This window comes from Halalkalibacter suaedae (assembly GCF_017939705.1).
Classification (GTDB): Bacteria; Bacillota; Bacilli; order Bacillales; family Bacillaceae_D; genus Halalkalibacter; species Halalkalibacter suaedae.
In genome coordinates this window covers 1-21,230 of the sequence record NZ_JAGKSQ010000010.1, presented here as the reverse complement: position 1 = coordinate 21,230, position 21,230 = coordinate 1, and the positions used below count along the sequence as shown (strand labels likewise).

Annotated in this window: 25 protein-coding genes; 20 read left to right on the top strand and 5 right to left on the bottom strand. The window is 36.9% G+C overall.

Annotated features, from left to right (window positions below; all coding sequences use genetic code 11):
- Positions 1 to 129: 129 nt before the first annotated feature.
- The 3 genes from J7W16_RS18405 (at position 130) to J7W16_RS18395 (ending at position 2,349) form a co-directional block, all read left to right on the top strand.
- Complete coding sequence (locus tag J7W16_RS18405) at positions 130 to 1,587, top strand: SulP family inorganic anion transporter (RefSeq protein ID WP_210598956.1); 1,458 nt, start codon at positions 130 to 132, stop codon at positions 1,585 to 1,587.
- A 79-nt stretch (positions 1,588 to 1,666) separates the two neighbouring features.
- Positions 1,667 to 1,843: a phBC6A51 family helix-turn-helix protein gene (locus J7W16_RS22515; protein ID WP_210598955.1), complete on the top strand. Its 177-nt coding sequence runs from the start codon at positions 1,667 to 1,669 to the stop codon at positions 1,841 to 1,843.
- A gap of 89 nt (positions 1,844 to 1,932) precedes the next feature.
- Positions 1,933 to 2,349, top strand: coding sequence for a universal stress protein (locus tag J7W16_RS18395; protein ID WP_210598954.1), 417 nt, complete (start codon positions 1,933 to 1,935; stop codon positions 2,347 to 2,349).
- A 159-nt stretch (positions 2,350 to 2,508) separates the two neighbouring features.
- Here the strand turns inward: J7W16_RS18395 and J7W16_RS18390 are convergent, their stop codons facing one another.
- On the bottom strand, positions 2,509 to 2,922 hold the full coding sequence (locus J7W16_RS18390; protein WP_210598953.1) for a universal stress protein: 414 nt from the start codon (positions 2,920 to 2,922) through the stop codon (positions 2,509 to 2,511).
- A gap of 10 nt (positions 2,923 to 2,932) precedes the next feature.
- Complete coding sequence (locus J7W16_RS18385) at positions 2,933 to 4,390, bottom strand: SulP family inorganic anion transporter (RefSeq protein ID WP_210598952.1); 1,458 nt, start codon at positions 4,388 to 4,390, stop codon at positions 2,933 to 2,935.
- Positions 4,391 to 4,743: 353 nt separating this feature from the next.
- On the opposite strand from J7W16_RS18385, the gene J7W16_RS18380 reads away from it, so the two are divergent.
- From J7W16_RS18380 to J7W16_RS18355, 6 genes are all read left to right on the top strand, one after another.
- Positions 4,744 to 5,181: an SMI1/KNR4 family protein gene (locus tag J7W16_RS18380; protein WP_210598951.1), complete on the top strand. Its 438-nt coding sequence runs from the start codon at positions 4,744 to 4,746 to the stop codon at positions 5,179 to 5,181.
- Between the two features lie 69 nt (positions 5,182 to 5,250).
- Positions 5,251 to 5,427 carry a hypothetical protein gene (locus J7W16_RS18375; RefSeq protein WP_210598950.1) on the top strand — a complete coding sequence of 59 codons (177 nt, stop codon included), beginning with the start codon at positions 5,251 to 5,253 and terminating at the stop codon, positions 5,425 to 5,427.
- A 223-nt stretch (positions 5,428 to 5,650) separates the two neighbouring features.
- Complete coding sequence (locus tag J7W16_RS18370) at positions 5,651 to 5,848, top strand: hypothetical protein (RefSeq protein WP_210598949.1); 198 nt, start codon at positions 5,651 to 5,653, stop codon at positions 5,846 to 5,848.
- 82 nt (positions 5,849 to 5,930) lie between these two features.
- The gene (locus tag J7W16_RS18365; RefSeq protein ID WP_210598948.1) at positions 5,931 to 6,422 is read left to right on the top strand and encodes a hypothetical protein; all 492 of its coding nucleotides are present in this window, start codon (positions 5,931 to 5,933) and stop codon (positions 6,420 to 6,422) included.
- Positions 6,423 to 6,672: 250 nt separating this feature from the next.
- Positions 6,673 to 7,686 (top strand): GAF domain-containing protein, encoded by a 1,014-nt coding sequence (locus J7W16_RS18360; protein WP_210598947.1) that lies wholly within the window; start codon positions 6,673 to 6,675, stop codon positions 7,684 to 7,686.
- A gap of 1 nt (position 7,687) precedes the next feature.
- The gene (locus J7W16_RS18355; RefSeq protein WP_210598946.1) at positions 7,688 to 7,882 is read left to right on the top strand and encodes a hypothetical protein; all 195 of its coding nucleotides are present in this window, start codon (positions 7,688 to 7,690) and stop codon (positions 7,880 to 7,882) included.
- A 251-nt stretch (positions 7,883 to 8,133) separates the two neighbouring features.
- Here J7W16_RS18355 and J7W16_RS18350 read toward each other — a convergent pair whose 3' ends face one another.
- On the bottom strand, positions 8,134 to 9,036 hold the full coding sequence (locus tag J7W16_RS18350; RefSeq protein WP_210598945.1) for a metallophosphoesterase: 903 nt from the start codon (positions 9,034 to 9,036) through the stop codon (positions 8,134 to 8,136).
- 309 nt (positions 9,037 to 9,345) lie between these two features.
- Here J7W16_RS18350 and J7W16_RS18345 point away from each other — a divergent pair, with 309 nt between their 5' ends.
- The 11 genes from J7W16_RS18345 (at position 9,346) to J7W16_RS18295 (ending at position 19,577) form a co-directional block, all read left to right on the top strand.
- Complete coding sequence (locus J7W16_RS18345) at positions 9,346 to 9,633, top strand: class I SAM-dependent methyltransferase (protein ID WP_210598944.1); 288 nt, start codon at positions 9,346 to 9,348, stop codon at positions 9,631 to 9,633.
- 87 nt (positions 9,634 to 9,720) lie between these two features.
- Complete coding sequence (locus J7W16_RS18340; RefSeq protein ID WP_210598943.1) at positions 9,721 to 10,146, top strand: hypothetical protein; 426 nt, start codon at positions 9,721 to 9,723, stop codon at positions 10,144 to 10,146.
- 69 nt (positions 10,147 to 10,215) lie between these two features.
- Positions 10,216 to 15,105, top strand: coding sequence for a DUF4132 domain-containing protein (locus tag J7W16_RS18335; protein WP_210598942.1), 4,890 nt, complete (start codon positions 10,216 to 10,218; stop codon positions 15,103 to 15,105).
- Between the two features lie 238 nt (positions 15,106 to 15,343).
- Positions 15,344 to 15,493: a hypothetical protein gene (locus J7W16_RS18330; RefSeq protein ID WP_210598941.1), complete on the top strand. Its 150-nt coding sequence runs from the start codon at positions 15,344 to 15,346 to the stop codon at positions 15,491 to 15,493.
- A gap of 75 nt (positions 15,494 to 15,568) precedes the next feature.
- On the top strand, positions 15,569 to 16,102 hold the full coding sequence (locus J7W16_RS18325) for a DUF6434 domain-containing protein (protein ID WP_210598940.1): 534 nt from the start codon (positions 15,569 to 15,571) through the stop codon (positions 16,100 to 16,102).
- A 166-nt stretch (positions 16,103 to 16,268) separates the two neighbouring features.
- Positions 16,269 to 16,715 carry a hypothetical protein gene (locus J7W16_RS18320; RefSeq protein ID WP_210598939.1) on the top strand — a complete coding sequence of 149 codons (447 nt, stop codon included), beginning with the start codon at positions 16,269 to 16,271 and terminating at the stop codon, positions 16,713 to 16,715.
- A gap of 258 nt (positions 16,716 to 16,973) precedes the next feature.
- A complete protein-coding gene (locus J7W16_RS18315) occupies positions 16,974 to 17,237 on the top strand; it encodes a hypothetical protein (RefSeq protein ID WP_246880102.1) in 264 nt (87 codons plus the stop codon).
- A gap of 432 nt (positions 17,238 to 17,669) precedes the next feature.
- Entirely contained in the window at positions 17,670 to 18,092 is a 423-nt protein-coding gene (locus J7W16_RS18310) for a DUF4275 family protein (RefSeq protein WP_210598938.1), read from the top strand.
- 293 nt (positions 18,093 to 18,385) lie between these two features.
- Positions 18,386 to 18,550 (top strand): YczI family protein, encoded by a 165-nt coding sequence (locus J7W16_RS22005; protein ID WP_346726968.1) that lies wholly within the window; start codon positions 18,386 to 18,388, stop codon positions 18,548 to 18,550.
- An 89-nt stretch (positions 18,551 to 18,639) separates the two neighbouring features.
- On the top strand, positions 18,640 to 18,963 hold the full coding sequence (locus J7W16_RS18300; RefSeq protein ID WP_210598936.1) for a hypothetical protein: 324 nt from the start codon (positions 18,640 to 18,642) through the stop codon (positions 18,961 to 18,963).
- Between the two features lie 143 nt (positions 18,964 to 19,106).
- Positions 19,107 to 19,577, top strand: coding sequence for an RDD family protein (locus J7W16_RS18295; RefSeq protein ID WP_210598935.1), 471 nt, complete (start codon positions 19,107 to 19,109; stop codon positions 19,575 to 19,577).
- Between the two features lie 146 nt (positions 19,578 to 19,723).
- Here J7W16_RS18295 and J7W16_RS18290 read toward each other — a convergent pair whose 3' ends face one another.
- A complete protein-coding gene (locus J7W16_RS18290) occupies positions 19,724 to 20,140 on the bottom strand; it encodes a competence protein ComK (protein WP_210598934.1) in 417 nt (138 codons plus the stop codon).
- A gap of 33 nt (positions 20,141 to 20,173) precedes the next feature.
- On the bottom strand, positions 20,174 to 21,001 hold the full coding sequence (locus tag J7W16_RS18285; RefSeq protein ID WP_210598933.1) for a hypothetical protein: 828 nt from the start codon (positions 20,999 to 21,001) through the stop codon (positions 20,174 to 20,176).
- Positions 21,002 to 21,230: the final 229 nt, after the last annotated feature.

Sequence of the window (21,230 nt, the reverse complement as noted above, 5' to 3'; positions counted from 1 at the left end):
TTCGCTTACATGGGATTTTCGAAATGATCAATATTTATGTTATGATTCGTTTTGTTGATAACGGACCCCGACTTTCGTGAGAGTCGAAAGTCGAAACATAAATAACAAAATAAAGAAAGAGGTGCGAAATTGAATTTACAATCAATTAAGCAGGAGTGGTTTGGAAATGTAAGGGGAGATGTTCTTGCAGGTATAGTTGTTGCACTTGCATTAATTCCTGAAGCCATCGCGTTCTCCATTATTGCAGGAGTAGATCCGATGGTCGGTCTCTACGCATCGTTTTGTATTGCTGTTGTTATCGCTTTTGTAGGAGGCCGTCATGGAATGATATCTGGAGCAACAGGGGCAATGGCCCTTCTTATGGTGACCTTGATTGCTGATCATGGTTTACAGTATTTGCTCGCAGCAACGATTCTAACAGGGATATTACAGATCCTTTTCGGAGTTTTTAAGCTCGCAAAAGTAATGAAGTTTGTTCCAAGGTCAGTTATGGTTGGTTTCGTTAATGCTTTAGCTATTCTAATTTTCACGTCTCAACTACAACATTTTGAGGGAGCAACGTGGGTGATGTACTCTTTAGTAGCGTTAACTTTGGCTATCATCTACTTGTTGCCAAGGCTAACTACAGCAGTACCTTCAACTCTGGTTGCTATCATTGTCGTTACAGCCATTGTGATTTTTGGGAACATTGGGGTTAGTACAGTTGGAGACCTGGGCACTCTTACTCAAAGTTTGCCAATATTTCTTATTCCAACGATCCCTTTAACCTTTGAAACTTTCATGATTATTTTTCCATATTCGTTAGCACTTGCGATTGTTGGATTACTAGAGTCTCTTCTTACAGCCAATATCGTTGATGATATGACTGATACTGAAAGTGACAAGAACAAAGAGAGTCGTGGACAAGGTTTTGCCAATGTTGTAACTGGATTCTTCGGTGGTATGGCTGGCTGTGCAATGATTGGTCAATCAGTTATTAATGTGAAATCGGGTGGAACAGGACGATTATCATCATTGGTAGCGGGTGTTTTCCTTATGTTCCTAATCATTGTTTTAGGTGGAGTAGTTGTTCAAATTCCAATGGCTGCTTTAGCTGGTGTCATGATCATGGTATCAATTGGAACATTTGATTGGGGTTCACTCAAGTCTCTGCATAAGGTTCCAAAAACCGACGCCGCTGTCATGATTGTGACTGTTGGTACCGTCGTATACACACATGACCTGTCGCAAGGGGTTTTGGCAGGTGTCGTACTAAGTGCCATATTCTTTGCAGCGAAAATCTCAAAAGTCAAAGTAGAAAAGATCCCAAATGGTTCTGGTACTATTTATAAATTACAAGGCCAATTGTTCTTTGCTTCTGTAAGTGATTTACATCAACGTTTTGACTATAACAATGAAAAAAGTAAAGAAGTGATCCTTGATCTAACAGAAGCACATTTATGGGATGATTCTGCTATTGGTGCCTTAGATAAAATTGAAATGAAATTTGAACAGAATGGAATAGTGGTTTCGTATAGAGGACTAAATAAAGAAAGTCAGAATTTGAAAAAGAAAATTGGTGGGTTATCGAAAGCGTCTGGTCACTAGTATTGGTAACACAGAGTTGGCCATTGGTTCTAACTCTGTGTTTTTTTAATACTTATCAGAAAGAAAGAAGTGGATAGAAGTGTACAAGAGACTTGAACCGAAACAGTTGCTAGCTATTGAATTGCTTAGTTCTAAAAGGTACTCAATAAATGAAATATCGCATAAATGTAATGTTTCAAGAATGACAATTTGGAAATGGAGACAAGATCCTTCTTTTAAGAAAGTTCTAGATATCAAATCTGAATCGATTGGGTGAAAAATCATCAGTTTAGAAGAAGATATGTAGGAATTGTATTGACACCATAAAGTGGAAGACAAAAATTCATAGGTGAGTAGGTGGATTGGATGTTTACTCGAATTCTTTTAGCTGCAGATGGCTCAGAGCATTCTTTTAGAGCATTTCAACAAGCAATAGGGTTGTTGAAAAATAGACAGGGAACCATTGATATTGTTTATGTAGTAAGTGGTACAGCTTCTAAGTATGACGTTCTTCACCATAACAGTAAGGAAGAAATAAAAAAGGATAGAAAAGAAAAGCTACACGGTTTTGAAGAAGAATTAACAAAACGTCAGATCCATCACGATGTTCATATCTTACATGGCGAACCAGGTGAGATAATCGTTGAGTTTGCTAATGAGAATAATTATGATTTCGTTGTCGTAGGTAGTAGAGGACTTAACAAACTACAAAGCTTCGTTTTGGGGAGTGTCAGTCATAAAATCGCAAAACGAGTGATGGCCCCTGTACTTATTGTAAAATAAAGTAGAGAGAGTAAAAGTCCTGTATTAATTATAAAATAATAAAAAGGGGCCCAGTTTACTGGGTCCCTTTTTTTAGCGGAGCTATCCCGATTGGATAGATTTTTATCAATGAATAAACGCTATTCTTTCTCATGTCTAATCAATTGTTATAATTGATGATTATTTAATAATTAAAACAGCGCACTTACTTCGTTTTGCCACCTTATGGCTAACACTTCCTAGCACAAGTTCCTGTAAGCGATTTCGGCCTCGGCTGCCGAGGACAACAATATCAAACTCATTTTGATTAGCGTGTTTAACGATGGTTGGTCCTGGTTCACCATGAAGATATTCAACCTCATATTGAACTCCGGCTTCTTTTACTTTTTCTTCAGAAGGGAGGACTCGTTCTCTTCGATGCTCCTCTGCACCTAATCCATTCCAGTTGTTTAATACTTCCGATTTCGAATCGTCTACAACCAACACGATATGAATGACAGAATCGGGGTTGCACTGAGCCACTTCAATTGCTTTCGTGGTAGCCCTTAATGCATGCTCCGATCCATCAGTGGCCAATAAAATCTTTGTAAACATACGTTACCTCCTAATGGCTACTTAATTTATTTCGTAATTTATTTACTAACAATGTACTTGCTTCATTAAGACCAGTAATTTCCACCTGGGTTCCATTATCCTCAAACTTATAAATGATTTTCTCCATTGCAGCCACAGCAGAGTCATCCCAGATATGAGCATATGTTAAATCAATTTCGACTTGTTTTAGATCCTCTTTAAAGTCAAATTCTTCAACTGGTTCTGAGATAGACGCGAAAAAAAGTTGTCCTTTTATAAAATAGGTTCTTTTCCTTTTCTCGGCATCTAGCGTACTTTCTATACTTACTTTTGAAATTTTTGAAACAAAGAACAATGCACTTAACAATATCCCCGTGAAGACACCATATGAAAGGTCGTGTGAAACCACAACAACGATGACAGTGACAACCATGACAATCGCGTCAGAAGCAGGCACAATCAAGAGTGTTCGTAAAGAATTCCAGTCAAACGTACTAATTGATACCATAACCATTACTCCAGCCAATGCAGCCATAGGAATTTGTGCGACGACATTTCCAAGAAGTATGACTAATAGAATTAAGACAACGCCAGCAACGAGTGTAGACAGTCTTCCTCTTCCGCCTGATTTCACGTTAATCACAGATTGACCAATCATCGCACAACCGGCCATGCCCCCAAAGCAACCCGCAACAATGTTTGAGATCCCTTGTCCTTTACTTTCTCTATTCTTATTACTAGACGTGTCTGTCATATCATCGACAATGGCAGCAGTTAATAGAGATTCGAGAAGACCAACAACGGTTAGTCCGATCGCATAAGGAAAGATAATCGCTAGCGTCTCAAATGAAACAGGAATTTGCGGTAAAAGAAAGACAGGAAGGGTTTGTGTTAACGTTCCCATGTCCCCAACGGTGAAAATGTTTATGTCAGAATAAATCGTGAAGGCTGTGACTCCTGCAATAGCAACAAGGGTGGACGGAATTGATTTTGTTAGATAAGGAAATAAGTAAATAATCATTAAGGTCACTACGGCAATAACTATAACGATCCAACCATGCCCGAATAAGTAAGGCAGCTGTGATGTGAAGATCAGAATAGCTAACGAGTTGACAAAGCCGACCATGACGGAGCGTGGAATGAATTTCATGTATCTAGCTAACTTAAGGTAGCCAAATACAATTTGTAAAAGTCCCGTTAATATTGTGGCCGCTAATAGATACTCCAAGCCGTGCTCGCGAACCAGACTGATCATAAGTAAAGCCATCGCACCTGTTGCAGCAGAAATCATACCAGGTCTCCCGCCGAAAAAGGCAATTGTTATTGGAATTAGAAAAGATGAATACAAACCAACCATTGGGTCCACTCCCGCAATAATAGAAAAGGCGATGGCTTCAGGAATGAGAGCAAGTGCAACGACGATTCCAGCTAATATATCACCTCTGATGTTTCCGACCCATTCTTTTTTTGAACTATTGAGAATACCCATTTACTAACCACACCTTGTTGTTTTCTCATAGGTTGTGAAAAAAAGACCGTATTTATTTATTATATGTGTGTTGTAAGAACGACAAAAGGTTAGGTGGAACGGAAAAGTGTGTTTAAATATATATAAATGGAGCACACATTAAGAGAGGGTAATGACTGTGAAAATCTAACTTAAAAGAACTTTTTATGGAATTTCTCTTTCATTTTTCAACTTTACTGAAGGTAGATACAAATAGTTCGCTCCGAAGTACTATTCGAATGATCATTTGCGTTGGTATAATGTTGCTAAACAAAGCGAACGGTATTTTAAATAATGTTATGAATGATCTCTTTAATAGGGTAGGTGTTTTTTAAATGAAAGATGTTAGAAAACGAATTCATACAAGGAAATCAGGGGTAGATGAATCTGATATAAAAGCAGCAGAAGATAAGTTAGGTGCTGTTTTTCCAGACCAATATAAAGAACTTTTCAAGTTAGTTAATAACGCAGAAATAGGTGAATGGATCCTTTATCCTGTCAAAGACCATGGAAATACTAAAAAGACCTGGGATGATGTTGTTAGACAAAATACTGAAGTCAGAGAAAGACATATGTCGGAGGTTCTTATTGCAATCGGTGATGATGGTTCAGGAGATAAATTATGCCTTAAAGTAAACGACGGAATAATGGGGAATGAGATGTATCTTTGGTATCACGAAGATGGAGAAATCGAAGAATATGCTTCTAGTTTGAAAGAATTTATAATTTCAATATCAGATGAAGATAACGAAGACGATTTAGAGGACGAATAAATCCTTCTAAAACAAACGGGCAGCATTAATGAAAACCAAAGATTTGTTTAGAACTTAATGGGGGTTATGATGGGGAATTTTGGTGTGTATGTATTAGCATTAATTGTTTTGACATTTATCGTTTTTACGTTTGGTGCATTTCTTCTAGGTGGTTCTAGTAGTCCTTATACTGATTTCATATTAACATTCATTGCAGTATATTTAGTGACGTCAAAATTTAAAATAAAAAAGGATGAAAGTAGTTAAAGAGAAAAGGTTTCCTTAATTAACGATAATCGATTGCGGAATAAGTAGCAGTCGTTTTTTTTCTTTCTGCCGGTGTCGGTTAGTGGAATCGGCTATAGTTTTAATATAAGGGAGTTGAGTGGTGCATTCCTGCAAGAAGGAATGCTCTTTTTATGTCAACGAAAAGGAAATTAATGTTAAACTATGAGAGCGAAAGTCTAAAAAAATATAGGAGGCCTGGAATTTGTTTGTGGGTCGCGTTTTATACATATTAGGTTTAATCTTTGTGTTTTTTAGTACTACTCTATTGATAATGACATTCTTTAATAGTCAGGACATCCTCTTTCCTGCTTTTGGTCTACTAAATGGTTTTATTGCGATGGGGATTGGTGAGTTAGTTATTAATTTAAACCACAGAAAAAGAGAAGAATCAAAAAAGTAACTGGGTGTGATTCTTATTTTTCGGCTTGAGATTGTGAAATAGCAGTACATGTAGTCAATTGATAAAGGAGCAATCTTATCATATGTTTCGTTTTTTCATTAAGACAAAATTAAAAAAAGATGATTTAAAGGGCATTGCGAAATTAATGTATCAGGATGTATCAGATGATTCATGGGATAAAGAAAACCTTACTAAAAGAAATTTAGACTTCACTATTGAAAGCGTCCGTTTTATTGATATCTATGCAAAAAGATTAATGAATACGGCGTTTGGTAATGAACTGTTAAGTAGGCACTTTGATAATTTAGCGGAACGAATAGGTGCGTATATTGGTGAGGTTATTAAAAGTAACATGAATCAAGACTTCTACTGGTATGAGTCTAATTCTGTACGTCATTATTCGCCCAATCTTGATGGTGAGTTGAGTAATAGCAAAAATCAGAGTGTTCTTTATTCTAAAAAGAGGGATATGGTGATAGTACCTCTTAATGTGGTATCGCAATTTTTGAAAGGGAACTCCCCATACAGTAATCTTCTGAGTTATGTAGAAGAAACGATTAAGCAAAACACTTAAATAGCATATGATACTCAACTAAGGGCAGTGATTCTGGAAACAAGCAGCAGTCTTATTTTACTCTTGAAGTAGAATATTTAATAACTATATTCTGTTTCCAATGTAACCTTTGCACCTATTGCGAAAGACACAGTTGTAATACGCAATGGGTAACCCTTATTCGTGAAGGAAAAGAAGTTGCAAAAGTAACGTGACCATTTTATTGAAAAAGTTATAATAATCCTTTTATATACAATAGGTGGTGATTTCCATGAATGCAAATGACGATGTCAGAAAAAGTAAGCGTTTTTGGATAAACTTTGCTTGTTATTCTCTAGCTCTTTTATTAACACTTTTTATTATATTTGCTTTATATAATCTTATTAATGTATTTGTTGGACAGGCTATTACAGATAAACTTAAGGCATTAGAAGACCAAAGTTTACATAAAATGATTATATCTATTGGAACTATTGGCTTCTTATATTTATTAGTGCATGGAACAACGGTACAAGGCAATTTATGGAGAAGTCGTGAGCATGATATAAATCTTTTTGGATTAAACTCAATCCCAAATTATTTTTATGATAAAAGTTTTGATAAGAATGGACATCATCTTAAGAAAAAGATTAAAGAGTTATCAAACCAACTTGAAAAGGCTAATGCTCTTCTTAAACGTTCTGATATGCAGAGAAATAAACTTGAAAGCAATATTAAAGATTTGAGATCTAATTTATCAGTTTTCATTAGGCATCATCAAAATACCAGCCGTATAATGGGATCAATGTCTTTTCTATTAGAAGAGAATTCTGGGAAAAAAGTTTATGTTGATGAAATGTTAAAGAATGTACTCTCAGAGTCAGTTACTGTTCTGACTAAAGATCAAAGTGATAAGTCAGTGGCCTTATTTGAAATTAAAGAGGATCAAAAATTACACATTAGAGAGTATTTTCGAATAGGTGCTCGTTCAGCTCGTTCCAGGCGATTTAAAAAAGGAGAAGGTTTTGCAGGGAGTATCTGGGAAAAAGGTTTTGCAGAAATGGTCCAAGATGTATCTCAAGATAAACGCTTTAATAAAAAGCAGAATGGAAGGTACTCATTTCTGTCTATAATGGGAATGCCTATAAAAGTTGGAGATACTATAATTGGAGTTCTTTGTATCCAGTCTGAAAATATAGAGGGTTTTTCTGAAGATGACCTACTTGCGATTGAATTTTATGTGAACGTCTGTGCAACTTTATTACTTTATGATAAAATATATTTATTAACCAAGGAGGGTGATTGAGATGCCAAGTACTCAATGGAAAGAAATTAATGAAATTTTCAATGAGAGTGAGCGCCTTGTGGACACGAACAAACAATTAGATGAAGAAATTCGTTTGTTTAGAACTCAAAGCGAACTAAACTTTGGCGTTAAAAAATCGACCCCAAACGTGAAACTTAAAAGAGGGAGCTATTTTGGCAGTAGAAAAAGTCGATAATTATTTATCGACTTTTTCTATTTGGATAAAGCACTAGGGTAATGTCATCACTTTACATGGCTTTTTTTTATGTTCAACTTTTTTTAAAGAGATAATTGCTTCATAGTGCACTAACTGCATTGCAAGATTGAATGACGATGGTCATAAAATTGGCCATTGTCCTTCTTTAACTATAGGGCGTAATCCTTAAAGGAAAAGGGATTGCCCTTTTACTTCGTTCGTAAGAAATTTCCGTTGCTTCCGAACTCTTATCATGACGAAGATAGTGTAAATAAAGTAATTTGTGGCGGTGCCATTATTCTCATAGGCAAATGACTAAAACCAATTCCTGGATTGACATATAGCTGATTGCCTTTTTCTCCGTAATCCTCAATCCAACCATCAGCATGTACTTCGGATTCTTTCGCAAAGGTTAAGTACGATGATTCCGGTGTAAAGGGAATACGAACTTGTCCTCCGTGTGTGTGGCCAGCAACAGCTAAAGGTGCTGTGTCAGCAGGCACTTTACTAAATGTTTCAGGATTGTGCATCATCATTATTTTAGCTGCATTATCAGGGATGTCACGTAATGCTTTTTCTGTATCCACATTACTTGGCCACTCAGATCCTAAACCAGTTATATAAAGAGGTTCTCCATCTTCCTGAGCATCATTCAGTTGTAATGCTACAGATTCATTTTGAAGGAACGTTATATCCATTTCTTCTAATGCTTGGATAACGCTATTTGCTGCCTTCATATTCGGTTTATCTGTCTTTTTGGTCATCGCGTAGTCATGGTTTCCGAGAATTGCAAAAACCGGGATATCTGTTTCAGTAAGAGGCCTAAGTACCTCTTTCACTTTATCTAAATTAGTCTCAGCATTTTCCCCTGGATGATAAATAAAGTCCCCAAGGATCAATACAGCTTCCGGATCCATTTCCGCTAGATCTTCAGATATTCTAGAGATGGTATTCGTGTTATCCATCCACATTCCAACCTGCATATCTCCTATAACTGCAACCTCTTTACCTTCCCATTCTGGAGGTAAATTTTCAATCGTTGCTTCTTCCTCATTTACATCAATAAAGTAAGGTTCCACTAGACCCCAGACTAATAAAACAAGGCCTAAAGCCGCTGCTCCCATAAGCATTCTCTTTATAATAGTAACCACCATTTTTTCCTCCTCTAAAGATTTAAGAACGCTAATTTCATTTCTACAAGATTAGTGTTATATATAAACATTCCCCAACATTAAGCTAGTAAACTTAGCAAATAGGAGGAAGCATGGGATGGTTCCTTTTTTGTAGTTTTTCATATTTTAGGTACCTTTTGCTATTGAGAGCTTCTTAAGTTAACTGGGTGCGATCGTTTAAGAGGCAGGGATTGTTCTTTTTTTATTGAAGTATAGCTATCATTAGTTTAGAAGAGTAACCATCTTATGATTGAGTTTGAATGATTAGAATTTTTATTTGGAGGGATGAAAATGAAGGTTAATTTCGGTAATGTCGCAAAAGATTACGCCAGATATAGAAATGATTTACCCATTGAGCTATTGGAAAGTTTAAAACTTAGAGGAATTAATTTTAATAACAAAAAAGTGGCAGATTTAGGTTGTGGAACTGGTGTACTAAGTAGGGCATTACACAGGGAAGGGGCAGTTGTTGTTGGTGTAGAACCATCTAAAGAGTTAATACAAGAAGCCAAACAAATTGATGGAAATGAAGGGTATATGATTGATTACGTTAATACCTACTATTGTCTTCTTAATTAGCTAAAGCAACGGAATAAATCTTCTAATATACATACAACCCATACTATAATATGTTAAAAACTATAAAAATACTGAGGTAATCTAGCCATGAACATATACCTAACTCTAAAATCGTTAGCCAAACGAAAGAACTTCATTACCAAACAATCATACCCGCTCCAAGCCAAACCAAACTCATTGAGAGAGCTCATAATCGAAGTCGTCACACAAAACGTCAAACAGTTCAACGAGAAAGCTAGTAATCCAGAATTACGAATTGTAAATTATCTTTCCACTACAGATATCGAGCAGCAAGTCCGAGTAGGAAAGGTTGGATTTCAAACAATTTACAATGAAAGTCAAGCCGATTTAAACAAGGCAATTGAAACCTCTATTCAAGCTTTTGAGGATGGCTTATACCGAGTGTTCATAAATGATGAAAAAGCTGAGCAGTTAGATACCCCACTAGAGATACCAGAAGACTCCGAGGTTGTGTTCATACGTCTGACAATGCTCACGGGCAGAATGTGGTAGGCTTACTGGACTCAAACCAGATTGGAAGGACAAAGAAAACCGCCCGTAAATTCAAAAGGAGGATACAATATGGCGATCGAATCAACCAATCATTATTTCAAAGAATTTGAAGCAAAGATTGCGACCCTAGATGAAAACGATCAATTGCTGGCTAAACATATCCTAAAGTTCATGAAAGCCGATTACTATAACCAGGACCGACATATCCGTCGCTTTATTAAAACATTAAACCAGCAAGTTGAAACCGATCAAAATAAGCTTAACAGACTAGTAGAATTAACGCGCAAATTACTTGGCGATTACAACGCTATAGTCATGCAATATATCATCAATCACGCAACAGAGTATTCCTACTCAACAGGCTACGAGAGAAGACCGTTCCGTACGAAAAACACTACAGCTCACCTAAGTAGGATTGTCGAAAAGTGTGCTTTACTTCATGATCTAGACAAGCACCGTGTAACAATCATGGATATTCTAACAAACAAACACCTTGACCTAGATAATCAGATAATCAGTGACATTATCGCCTACGAGTTAGATCAAGAAAACAACGACGTTCTAGATGCGCTTAAAGAAGTCATCTTTGGCGACAATAATACAGCTCTTTTCACAAGAGAGATGATTAAGGGAATGCTGCTTAGCCATCGTGAGGAAGCGTACACGATTATCGGGGAACTCCTCGTTGCAGCGAGGCTTCAAGAAGGCCTCCGTCAGAGCATTGTTGAAACAATGGATGAAGGTACACTTTGGGCAACAACGCACCTGCTAAAAGTTATCCTTGAAAACAACCTAATCCGATACAGCTCAGTCGTTAGAGCAATCGACGTGTGGACAGGTCTAACCCTTGAAGCTGAACAATCGCGAGTTGTTAAGCAAATCATTCAATACATCCATGACTGTCTAACAAATCCTGACCTTCGCAAGCAATGGCTGAATAGTGAGGATATGAACAAGTTGTACACTAGCCTGTGGGCGAGTGCAGTGATTGAGGAGGAGGACCTTGAGCAGCATGTCTATATGCTTATGAATAAAGGAGAAACCTATCAAAAGATTGTCGCCCAATATATGCTCTCCCAGAGTCAGAACGACTTACTAAAGTTTACGATTGCTTCCAAATATCTAGAGGAAACTGACCAAGAGCTGCAGGTCTTTTTGCTCACAAACTATACTTACGAGTGCTTCTTTTCATGGAATTGGAACGGTAAAACCAACCAGTATGTCCATAAGATTCAGTTTGAACGGATTCCGACACTAGAAGAGAAGTCTGAACGTATACGCCAGTTCATTCTTCTTAGAAAAATGCTAGAATCTGCTCCCAAAAAAGAAAGTACGTTCAAATCCAGAGTGTTCAGCGGTTTAGAGGTTGTATTATCTGCTGACGTCATTGTCAGGAAGATGCTTTACCTGACTGCTTATGACATGGATCATGAACTTATTGCACAAATCATAGAGAAAAAAGACTTGTATAACTCAGAAACAAGAGGCTACCTATTGGATTGCTTTACAACAGATGATTCCAATCCAGTTCAACGTGAGTACATCTTTGCATGCTTGTCTGATAAAAGCATGAGTAATCGTGAAAAAGCGATGACACGGATGAATGATTTAAAACTCGTATCTGACGAAATAAACAAGATTGAAGCTATTCTAAAATTAAAAACAGGAAGTCTTCGTCAAAGTGCCATTAGGCTTTTATTAAAGCTAGAAAACGTTTTACTAGAACAATCTTTAAACCGACTTTTAACGAGCAAAAGTGAACTTCAACGGGTAGGTGGACTTGAAATAATATCAGAGTTAAAAGAAACATCACAGGAAAAATTCATAAAGATGAAGGAGAAATGGAAGGTTATCAAGGCACCGACTGAAAAGGAAAACCTATTAATCAACAAGCTATCAACTAATCAGGAATATAGCTTACAGAATGGGTTTGGTCTATTCGACCCAAAAAAGCAATTCGAGCCGCCCACTGACCATATACCGGAACTTGAACCCAAAAGTTTGTTTTCTACGGACCTTACAAAAATTCAAGGGATCCTTACGGGTCTTTCTGAGTTAATTCACGAGCATCGGGAGTATGAATATGAAGTTGACTGGTACGGCTACAAGGAAACACACTTAGTTGGCGCAACTCTAACTCGAAGTCGAACAGTTGAAATACAGAATAAGCGGGAGGGGATCAATGACCTGCCACTAGCAGAGGTTTGGAAGGATTATTTCAAAAATCTGACTTCACAAGAGATTATCGAACTTAATGTAATGTTCAGTCTAGACCTAGTGTATCGCTATCGCTTTAAAAAGATTAACAGCTGGGAAATGGATGACTACAAGAAGCCGAATGAATGGCGTAAGGAGTTTCTCGATAAGATTTATCCGTTAGAAAAGGTAAAAGCCTTCTATAGCCTTGCAACTAATATTCTTTACTATGAGCAGATGAACGAAGTTGTGTCGTCATATTTCCAAGATTTAGACAATGAAGACATTTTCAAAACAGCTATTGGAATGCTTCATGCGATGATCAAAGCACTTCCTGAAGAGAAGCGGAAGTCAGAGCGCCAGATGTATCAGCTTATAGCATTCCCTTGGCTAGATTGGGCAAAGGCAAATGTGTATGATGATGACTCCTACAGATTATACTTTCACCTAGTATATACGTTATACACTATGAATCATTTCAAGAGCTTTGGACCGACCCTTTCAGAGCTTAGCCGAGCATATGAAGTAGAGCTTATCGACGAGAACGAACTGACAAAAGAGCTATTAGGAAGAGAGAATAGTAGAGATCATATTGTAGACTTAACAGATGCAAAGAAGGGTTTAACGAAAGAACACCCCTCCCTTGAGCCAATTAAAGAGAAGGTGATTACCCGTATCTTAGATATAGAGTTAAAGCGAGGCGACCTCCAAACCGAGGTCACTCCTCATGCAACAGGTATCATGTATTACGAAGGTATGGAGTATTTGATAACCCTTTTATCAGGACTCGACAACGAATCGTTCGTCCGTGGCTATTTTTATTATTATGGCAATATGAATGTAACGAAGAAGGAATCGTTGAGCCACTTACTTCAAGTTTGTCATCCAAAGGTTGGTGAGAACGAGGATCTTCTTGCACAGCTTGTATTAGAAAAGAAAATTACTGACAAACGTTTACTTGAAGCTGCAATGTATGCCACGCAGTGGCTTGATCTTGTAGCAGCCTACCTAAAATGGGATGGACTGAAGAGTGCCGCCTGGTATTTCCATGCGCATACGAACGAATCTTTTTCTGCTGAGAAAGAAACGATTGTTGCTCATTATTCACCAATCACACCAGAGGAATTCCATGAGGGTGCCTTTGATATTGATTGGTTCAAAGAGGCATATGCACAATTAGGTGAGGAGCGTTTCAACATTTTATATGATTGTGCAAAATATATTTCAGCAGGTGCCAACCATCGTCGGGCCCAACTTTTTGCAGATGCAACGCTTGGTAAACTAAACTTAAAGGATATGAAATCTTCTGTTGAAACAAAGCGAAACAAGGATCATTTACTGTGTTATAGCTTGATTCCAATTGATTCGGACATGACAAATGATGTGCTAAACCGTTATGAATTTATACAGAAATTTTTAAAAGAAAGTAGGCAGTTCGGAGCACAGCGACGTGCAAGTGAAGCAAAGATTGTAGAGATTGCACTAGCTAACCTTGCTAGAAATGCTAGGTATAAGGATGTAACAAGGCTACGCTGGGATATGGAAGCCCGTAAACTGGAAGAGGTGATACATGTTCTTGAACCGGTTGAGATTGATGACATGAAAGTGCAGCTAGTAATCGATGAGGACGGGAAGGGTGCTATCAAAGTTATCAAAAACAACAAAGAGCTTAAATCCGTTCCAACCAAATATAAAAAGCATGAATACATCCTAGAGCTAAAGGCAATCAACGAAGGAATGAAGGAGCAATTCAACCGAGCAAAAGTAGAACTAGAACGCTCAATGCTGCTAGAAACACCATTCAATTCACAAGAGCTAGTCAACATGATGAATAATCCAGTTGTTGCCCCACTTGTGAAAAAGCTTGTATTTCTAACAGATGACAAATTAGGCTTCTTTACTGGAGAAGAACTGCAAACTCCAACAGGTAAAAGGTATCGTTTACAGATGAATGAGTCAATCACAATTGCTCACCCGGTACATTTATATGAAAGTGGTAGTTGGAGTGAGTACCAACGTTATCTATTTGATCATCAGATTAAGCAGCCATTTAAGCAGGTGTTCCGCGAACTATACCGTCTAAATGTAGACGAAGAATCTGCAGGAACAGAGTCAAGACGATATGCAGGACATCAGATTCAACCAAAGAAAGCTGTTGCCCTGTTAAAAAATCGCATGTGGACAGTAAACTATGAAGAAGGACTACAAAAGGTTTATCATAAGGAAAACATCATTGCAAAAATTTATGCGATTGCAGATTGGTTCACACCATCTGATGTCGAAAGTCCAGCACTTGAAACAGTGGAATTCTTTGATCGAAATACCTATGAAAGCATAGAGTTATCAAGGATTCCTAAGATTATCTTCTCTGAAACCATGAGAGATGTGGACCTAGTTGTAAGTGTTGCCCATGTTGGTGGAGTAGACCCAGAAGCAAGCCTTACAACTATTGAAATGAGAGCAGCCATATTACAGGAAGCATTGCGAGTCATGAAGATCAACAATGTAAGAATTGAAGGGAGCTTCGCGTTGATATCAGGAAGTCTCGGTGAATACGGCGTCCACTTAGGTAGTGCCATGGCCTATAAACATGCGAGTGGAAACCTAAACATCCTTCCAGTTCACTCGCAGCACAGAGGAAAGCTTTTCCTTCCATTCCTTGATGAAGATCCTAAAACAGCGGAGATCCTATCCAAGGTGATGATGCTTGCAGACGATAAGAAGATTAAGGATCCAAGTGTGTTGGATCAGTTAAGACATTAAGAGGCAAAAAGTGTTCATTTTCGAAAGTGAAGAAATGTATAGCATCAATAAAGTGTCCGACAACGAAAATCCTTAGAAGAAAATTCAAAATTAAATCTGTTTTTGCTACTAGCCTTTCTTCAACTAATTGGGAGCAAGAGTTGAAGATCAAGACGGATCAGCAGCTCTTTTTCTTTATTGAAGTAACCGGCAGTATCATTTAATACAGAATTATATTAAAGGATAGTGACAAAAACATATGGTGAATAAAAAAGCACTAAAAATACTTTTTAAACGTTATTGGTCTTCAATTGGTTGGACTGACACCTATTTAACTAAAGAAGAATTAGATTATGCGAAAGCAGCAGGCGTTATGTTTGCTCAAAGAGAACTCTGTGCAGGATTGTGAACTAGATTTATTGGTTTTAACTAAGATTAAAAGGAGGTGGAGACTGTCAGACCGAAACTAACAAAAGAAATTAGTATGAAAGATTTCGATGATTACTATTGGTTAAAGGAAGAATTACAAACATTTTGCAGGGAAAAGGGGATTAGTACATCTGGTTCAAAAATAGAAATTTTTGATAGGGTTAAAACCTATCTTCTTACAGGAGAAATTAGAAAGCCAATTAGGAAAACAAAAATAAATAAAAAGATAGAAAGTAAAACAGAATTGAGTCTTGAAACAGTTATTACTGAAAACCACCGTTGTAGTCAAGAGGTAAGAGCGTTTTTTAAGACGGTTATCCCCAAATTTCATTTTTCTACAGCGATCCAAAATTACTTTAAAAATAACATCGGAAGAACATATAGTGATGTTGTAGTTGCTTGGCATGAGGAAGAAGAACGAAAAAAAGACCCTACATATAAGAAGAACATCGCTCCTCAATTTGAATATAATCAATTTATTAGTGATTATTTTGCGGACCCCAAAAATAAAGAGAAAAGTCGGAAAGCAGCGATCGAAGCCTGGAATAGAATCAAAAGACTTCCAGGAAGTAATAAGTATAAGCACTAATTAACTCTCTAAGGTAAGACATATAGATAAACTTGACATTGTAAAAAGAAACACTAAAATAACGGAGGCAAAAGTTGAAGTAACTGGGTGCTTTTCTGCATGAACCCTTTTTGATAAACGAAACATACCAGAAACTATTTTATTTAATAAGGAGGGGAGTGATACAATGTCTGAAATTCAATTTTTAGCAACAACAAAGCCTTTTAGTATTCCTAAGAATATTGAAAATAATAGTGTTTTTTTTGGAAAAGGATCGAGTTTTTATGTTTGGGATTTGGATCCATATTGGATTGAAATCGTACAACCAATTCTAACCTTGTCATATTTATATGAAGCAAGTGGATTGGGCAACAAAGACTTTTGGACTTATATAGATAAGTATATGGAAGTAGGGGATGTTCTTGAATTATACAGAATCCCTGTACAACAATGGTACCATGCCCCCATTCGAAATGTATTGGAAAATCCTATGCACATTACAATCAATATTGGAAGTCGTACATATCAATATGAGCATGGAAAAATTAAACTAAATGAAAAAAGATGGTTAGAAGAATTATCGCATCGTACGTTAGTGACAGAGCATGGTGTTACAACGATTCTCAATTATTAGTATTAGAAGGGGTAACAATGCTTTATTGAGTACATCGGACCGTAATTGGATTTCTATGTTAGTAAAGTAAGCGATCGCGGACATGGTTGACCGCTTAGAAATCGGAGGTGAAATCACATTTTAGAAATACCGTTTTATACTCAAGTAGAAAAATCATCTAAAGGATTTTTCGCTTTCGCTATTATCCTTATTCTATTTTTTTCTGGAATCTCCTTTACGTTCGTGATTCCTGGATTGAAGGGGTTTGACCTGTTTTTTATGATTTTCACGCTTTTTATGTACTTTATGGTAGCGAACATATTTGTGGGTCTATTTAAAGCAAGATTATGGTTTGTTCTTATGATTTGCTTATTAGTAAGTAGCCTTGGCATGGGTTGGCGTATATGGCTTGAATGGGGGGAATTTAGTTTAGTTGAACATATGAATCTAGCAGTTTATGTTGGTTATCCAATTGTGATCTCTCTCATCATTACAGGATTTTATAGCTTTATTAGTTCCATGTCTGGAAAAAGGACAAAGTAAGCCGACTTTCGCTTATTCAACCACCGGGGAACCAAACTTTTAAGAAGCAGGGATTGCTCGTTTTCTTATTGAAGAATAGGGGCAGAACTGTGGAAGGTTATATGGGGGATTAAATATATGAAAAATAGAATACGGCTGGTATTGGTATTATTTTTTGTGTTAGGTTCTGCAATGGTAAGTAATATGGATTCGCTTAACCAGGCTTTTAAGTCAATTTTTTTTGGCAGCGCAATGACTGTTTTAATTTTTATAGGATTAGTAAGTATATATCAATATTCAAGAATGACTAAGCACTAACTAATCATGTAACACTTTTAAACAGATGGGGACAAGAGTTGAAGATCAAGACGGATCAGCAGCTCTTTTTTCTATATTGAAGTAACTGGCAGGCCTGTTGAAGCTAAATTAAGAAACAAGGTTGGGGAACTGAACATGGAAATAGAGGGATTTTTGGGAAATAAGGGTGTCGAATTTATCAAATTAGAAGGTAAAGGTGATGAACTAAGAGAACAGTGGGCAGAAGTATTCGCAAATCATTTAACTGAATCACTAAAAAGTAAGATCTTTTTTAAAGACTATTACTGGCATGTTTTTAGTTACAAAAAGCTATCTGCATTAGAAAAACAATATGCCGTTGATACTTTTAATAAGTTGAGAACGTCTCCTATCTATATTTTTGCACAGCGCGAAGAGGATGCTTTTTGGATAGAAGATGTAAAACAAGTAAAAGCACAAGATATTGAAGGGATTGGCGAATTTATTGATGATATCTATATAGTTGATCAAGATTTTTCATGGAATTATGTGTACACACATGAAGAGTATTGTGGACCATACTTTTATAAATCACCATAAAATTATTTTTTTATGGTGGATGTTAAATTGTAATATTGCAAAAGGTGAGATTAAATGGCTGATAAGGAATGTGAGAAAACAAAAGTGAATCCCCTGTTTCTTAGGGTGCTTGAGTTGAAGATTCACGAAGGGTCAGCAGCTCTTTTTCTATATTGAAGTAACGAAGCAGGATAATTGAACCATCATTAGAATATGTATAAAAGGAAAAAGGTGGTGGTGATCGATTGTTAAAGATTCTTCATATACTTTTAACAATAACAGTTGTTTCACTTGCAGGGTATAGTTTGATTACTATGGATTTTAAATTTCAACCATATATGATGTTGTTTTTAAGTTTAACGATGTTAGTAATGGGATTAAGGGAGTTTAAAAAGGGTAATAAAGGTTCCGGCGTGTTAGGTATCGTTGCGTTTTCATTTTGCTTTTTTGTATCTATCAAAATTTTCTTATTGAATTAGCAATTTAATTGATGTTCAACATTCGGACCCAATTGTAAAGTTAACTGTATTATATTATTGTGGTAATGAATACATAAAGGGGAATGGCTATGTCGAATGAGACTGTTAGTGAATGGTTAAGCCATAAAGGATTATCAAGTACTGAAATTGATTTCATTGACACCGTTTTGACTTTTACATCTACTGCAATAGGCCTTAGCAATAAATTAGATGAGATCAATCAAACGCTTCAAGTATCTTTTCCTGACAAGAAAGCAAAGATTGTTCCAAATGTAACATTTGGGCAATTTGAGAAAATGCTAGTTGATAATGGATTATTTATTGATTTGAATGAAATGCTGATTAGGTATAAAACACAAGGCCTTTGTGTTGACCTTTGTAATCAATTATTAGAGATTGCCTTAGAGAAATAATGTCGTAGGAAACGATTGTTTAATAAGAGTCCCTTCTTGTTCAACTAATCTATTTACATAGTGATAGCTTTCAAATACTCATTTATAAAGGTTACTTAAAAATTCTAGTGCAGTAAAGACCGAACCGAAGTCTGGAGGAACTTATGTTTACAAAGGAGAGCCCTGTAAGTGTAGAATTAATTGAGCGTGTAATTGCTTTATTTATCGATGAGGTCCTGATTATTATTGGTACATTAATCATACTTTTTTCTAGCAATTCAATCATAACTATAAATGGCCTTTATCTTGAATTCATTCTTGCTGTTATCGTTATACTAGGTCATATTAGTTACTTTACCTTTGTTCCATTACTCTGGAGCGGTCAGACAGTTGGTAAGAGAGTGATGGGGATTAGAATTGCAACCTTAACCGGTGATAATTTAACATTTCAAACGCTACTTATTAGAAGTTTTTTCATTAGTGTACTATATTTACTATTTCCCGTGGCCATAGGCAGTATTGCCCTGGCTTTGACCAGAGGAGATAAGCGTTCTTTACATGATATTGTTACTTCAACATACGTAGGATATTCTAGAGCTATTCAATTTAGTGAAACGAATAATACCTTGAAATGAAACGATAAGAAACAGTAGTAATCTACTAGTGTTTTCTTATCGTTTTTAATAACTATATTTTAGCCCCTTCTTAAATTAAGAACGGGGTTATGCTTGTTTTAGGTTCAGCATCAACAATTGTTTGCTGAAGCGACTAGTTCCCTCTATCAATCAAACGTAAATAACGCGATATAAAAACTGTTCCTCTGCATTCGATAAAGGATATCCCTGTAAGGCACATCGACTTTAAGTATCTGATCGTTATGAAACGTAATCAGTGAGTGAGTAGGTATCTGCTTCATAGGCTTAACGGATTTGACATGTTTACTAAAGATCCATACACTCTCGGCGGTTGGAAGAGCATGTGGCTGAAAGGCATAGATGTTCTCCTGTCCGTGCTTATCTAATGGCAACGAGCGCCACTTCATGCAGGCATATTTGATGAGTGTTAGCGATTGAGATTTTTTTACATAGACGAGTCGATCGGTCTCATAGGCTGTCATTTGAAATGATCGAAGTGCAGATGGGATCATCGCCATTGTTTTCCCTGTCACTCGATAATGCATGCTTAGCACACTAGACATAGGGAGTAGTTCCTTTGACAACGAAAGAACGTATCATCCCATTAACCAACTTCCCCAACCGGTTTCACTCGCAACGATTCGGCGTTTTTCCACTAGTAGGACAGCCTCTACCGTCCGATAGAAATATTGAACAAACGTCGTTCGGATTTGCTTTTGCTTATAACGGTAGACACATTCCTTGAACGCCTGAATGATTGGCTGGAGTAGATCCTCTACTGATGTTGTGAATTTTAACGAACGGTATGCGATTCGCACGCGCTGCCAGAGAAAGTCAATTTCCTTTGCTGTAGAGAAAAAGGGTTTAACGGCTCTAACAAAAGTCGTTGGGATGGAAGAAGGAACAAAACTAGCATCCAATTCCTCGACCGTTTCTGTACGTAATTCTTTTTCTTTTAATGGTTTAGTAGTTTTAAGTAATAGAGTATCAGGCTGCGTTTTCGGTGTGGAATCCTTTGATGGAACTGGCTTTTCAGCTTTGGGACGGTCTGTCAATTTGTCTGTGGTGGCTCCGTCAAATGGGTGAAACACATACACATTATGGGAGAGGCCGCCTTTGATTCGAAGGGTATGATGGATGGACAAGATGCCAAGCTTCTTCGCTTTTCGGAGCATCCGCTCAAACGATGAACGCGAAATCCCACCCTGCTGTACTTGTGCGGCTTCAACGAGCTTGGCAATCCGTGCATTACACACCCCAATATATTTTGCAGAAAACTGAGTCAACGTGAATAAAGCAATTCGTTCACTTTTTGTGAAATGATGTCCGTGTGTCTCCAAGAATTGTGTAATCGTTCTGTTGAATTGCTTAAGGGTACTGAACTCACTTAAATGAGCAAACTGATCAATCTTTCCTGATTTCATGCCAATTCCTCCTTGGGGATTGTTCCTTCAATAGTTATATAGATTGAAGGAGGGAGAAATGGTGAAGTGGATTGGTGAAACTTGTGAAACTTGGGGACGGTTCGGGACTGGTGAAAAAGTCGATTAATTAGTCTTTTTATCTCGAAATTAGGAATTAGTTATTAGAAATTAAATACATCCTTCGGATTTAAACAGAAAAAACCCCCTAAATGGTATAATAAGTGCGACC

Excerpts from the sequence above, each read along its gene's own strand:
- J7W16_RS18320 (WP_210598939.1), top strand. The coding sequence starts at position 16,269 with ATGTCTGAAATTCAATTTTTAGCAACAACAAAGCCTTTTAGTATTCCT.
- J7W16_RS18300 (WP_210598936.1), top strand. The coding sequence starts at position 18,640 with ATGTCGAATGAGACTGTTAGTGAATGGTTAAGCCATAAAGGATTATCA.
- J7W16_RS18395 (WP_210598954.1), top strand. The coding sequence starts at position 1,933 with ATGTTTACTCGAATTCTTTTAGCTGCAGATGGCTCAGAGCATTCTTTT.
- J7W16_RS18290 (WP_210598934.1), bottom strand. The coding sequence starts at position 20,140 with ATGTCTAGTGTGCTAAGCATGCATTATCGAGTGACAGGGAAAACAATG.
- J7W16_RS18295 (WP_210598935.1), top strand. The coding sequence starts at position 19,107 with ATGTTTACAAAGGAGAGCCCTGTAAGTGTAGAATTAATTGAGCGTGTA.
- J7W16_RS22005 (WP_346726968.1), top strand. The coding sequence starts at position 18,386 with ATGGATTTTAAATTTCAACCATATATGATGTTGTTTTTAAGTTTAACG.
- J7W16_RS18375 (WP_210598950.1), top strand. The coding sequence starts at position 5,251 with ATGGGGAATTTTGGTGTGTATGTATTAGCATTAATTGTTTTGACATTT.
- J7W16_RS18365 (WP_210598948.1), top strand. The coding sequence starts at position 5,931 with ATGTTTCGTTTTTTCATTAAGACAAAATTAAAAAAAGATGATTTAAAG.
- J7W16_RS18330 (WP_210598941.1), top strand. The coding sequence starts at position 15,344 with ATGGTGAATAAAAAAGCACTAAAAATACTTTTTAAACGTTATTGGTCT.
- J7W16_RS18360 (WP_210598947.1), top strand. The coding sequence starts at position 6,673 with ATGAATGCAAATGACGATGTCAGAAAAAGTAAGCGTTTTTGGATAAAC.
- J7W16_RS18355 (WP_210598946.1), top strand. The coding sequence starts at position 7,688 with ATGCCAAGTACTCAATGGAAAGAAATTAATGAAATTTTCAATGAGAGT.
- J7W16_RS18285 (WP_210598933.1), bottom strand. The coding sequence starts at position 21,001 with ATGAAATCAGGAAAGATTGATCAGTTTGCTCATTTAAGTGAGTTCAGT.
- J7W16_RS18340 (WP_210598943.1), top strand. The coding sequence starts at position 9,721 with ATGAACATATACCTAACTCTAAAATCGTTAGCCAAACGAAAGAACTTC.
- J7W16_RS18325 (WP_210598940.1), top strand. The coding sequence starts at position 15,569 with ATGAAAGATTTCGATGATTACTATTGGTTAAAGGAAGAATTACAAACA.
- J7W16_RS18315 (WP_246880102.1), top strand. The coding sequence starts at position 16,974 with ATGATTTTCACGCTTTTTATGTACTTTATGGTAGCGAACATATTTGTG.
- J7W16_RS18335 (WP_210598942.1), top strand. The coding sequence starts at position 10,216 with ATGGCGATCGAATCAACCAATCATTATTTCAAAGAATTTGAAGCAAAG.
- J7W16_RS18345 (WP_210598944.1), top strand. The coding sequence starts at position 9,346 with ATGAAGGTTAATTTCGGTAATGTCGCAAAAGATTACGCCAGATATAGA.
- J7W16_RS18390 (WP_210598953.1), bottom strand. The coding sequence starts at position 2,922 with ATGTTTACAAAGATTTTATTGGCCACTGATGGATCGGAGCATGCATTA.
- J7W16_RS18350 (WP_210598945.1), bottom strand. The coding sequence starts at position 9,036 with ATGGTGGTTACTATTATAAAGAGAATGCTTATGGGAGCAGCGGCTTTA.
- J7W16_RS18385 (WP_210598952.1), bottom strand. The coding sequence starts at position 4,390 with ATGGGTATTCTCAATAGTTCAAAAAAAGAATGGGTCGGAAACATCAGA.
- J7W16_RS18310 (WP_210598938.1), top strand. The coding sequence starts at position 17,670 with ATGGAAATAGAGGGATTTTTGGGAAATAAGGGTGTCGAATTTATCAAA.
- J7W16_RS18380 (WP_210598951.1), top strand. The coding sequence starts at position 4,744 with ATGAAAGATGTTAGAAAACGAATTCATACAAGGAAATCAGGGGTAGAT.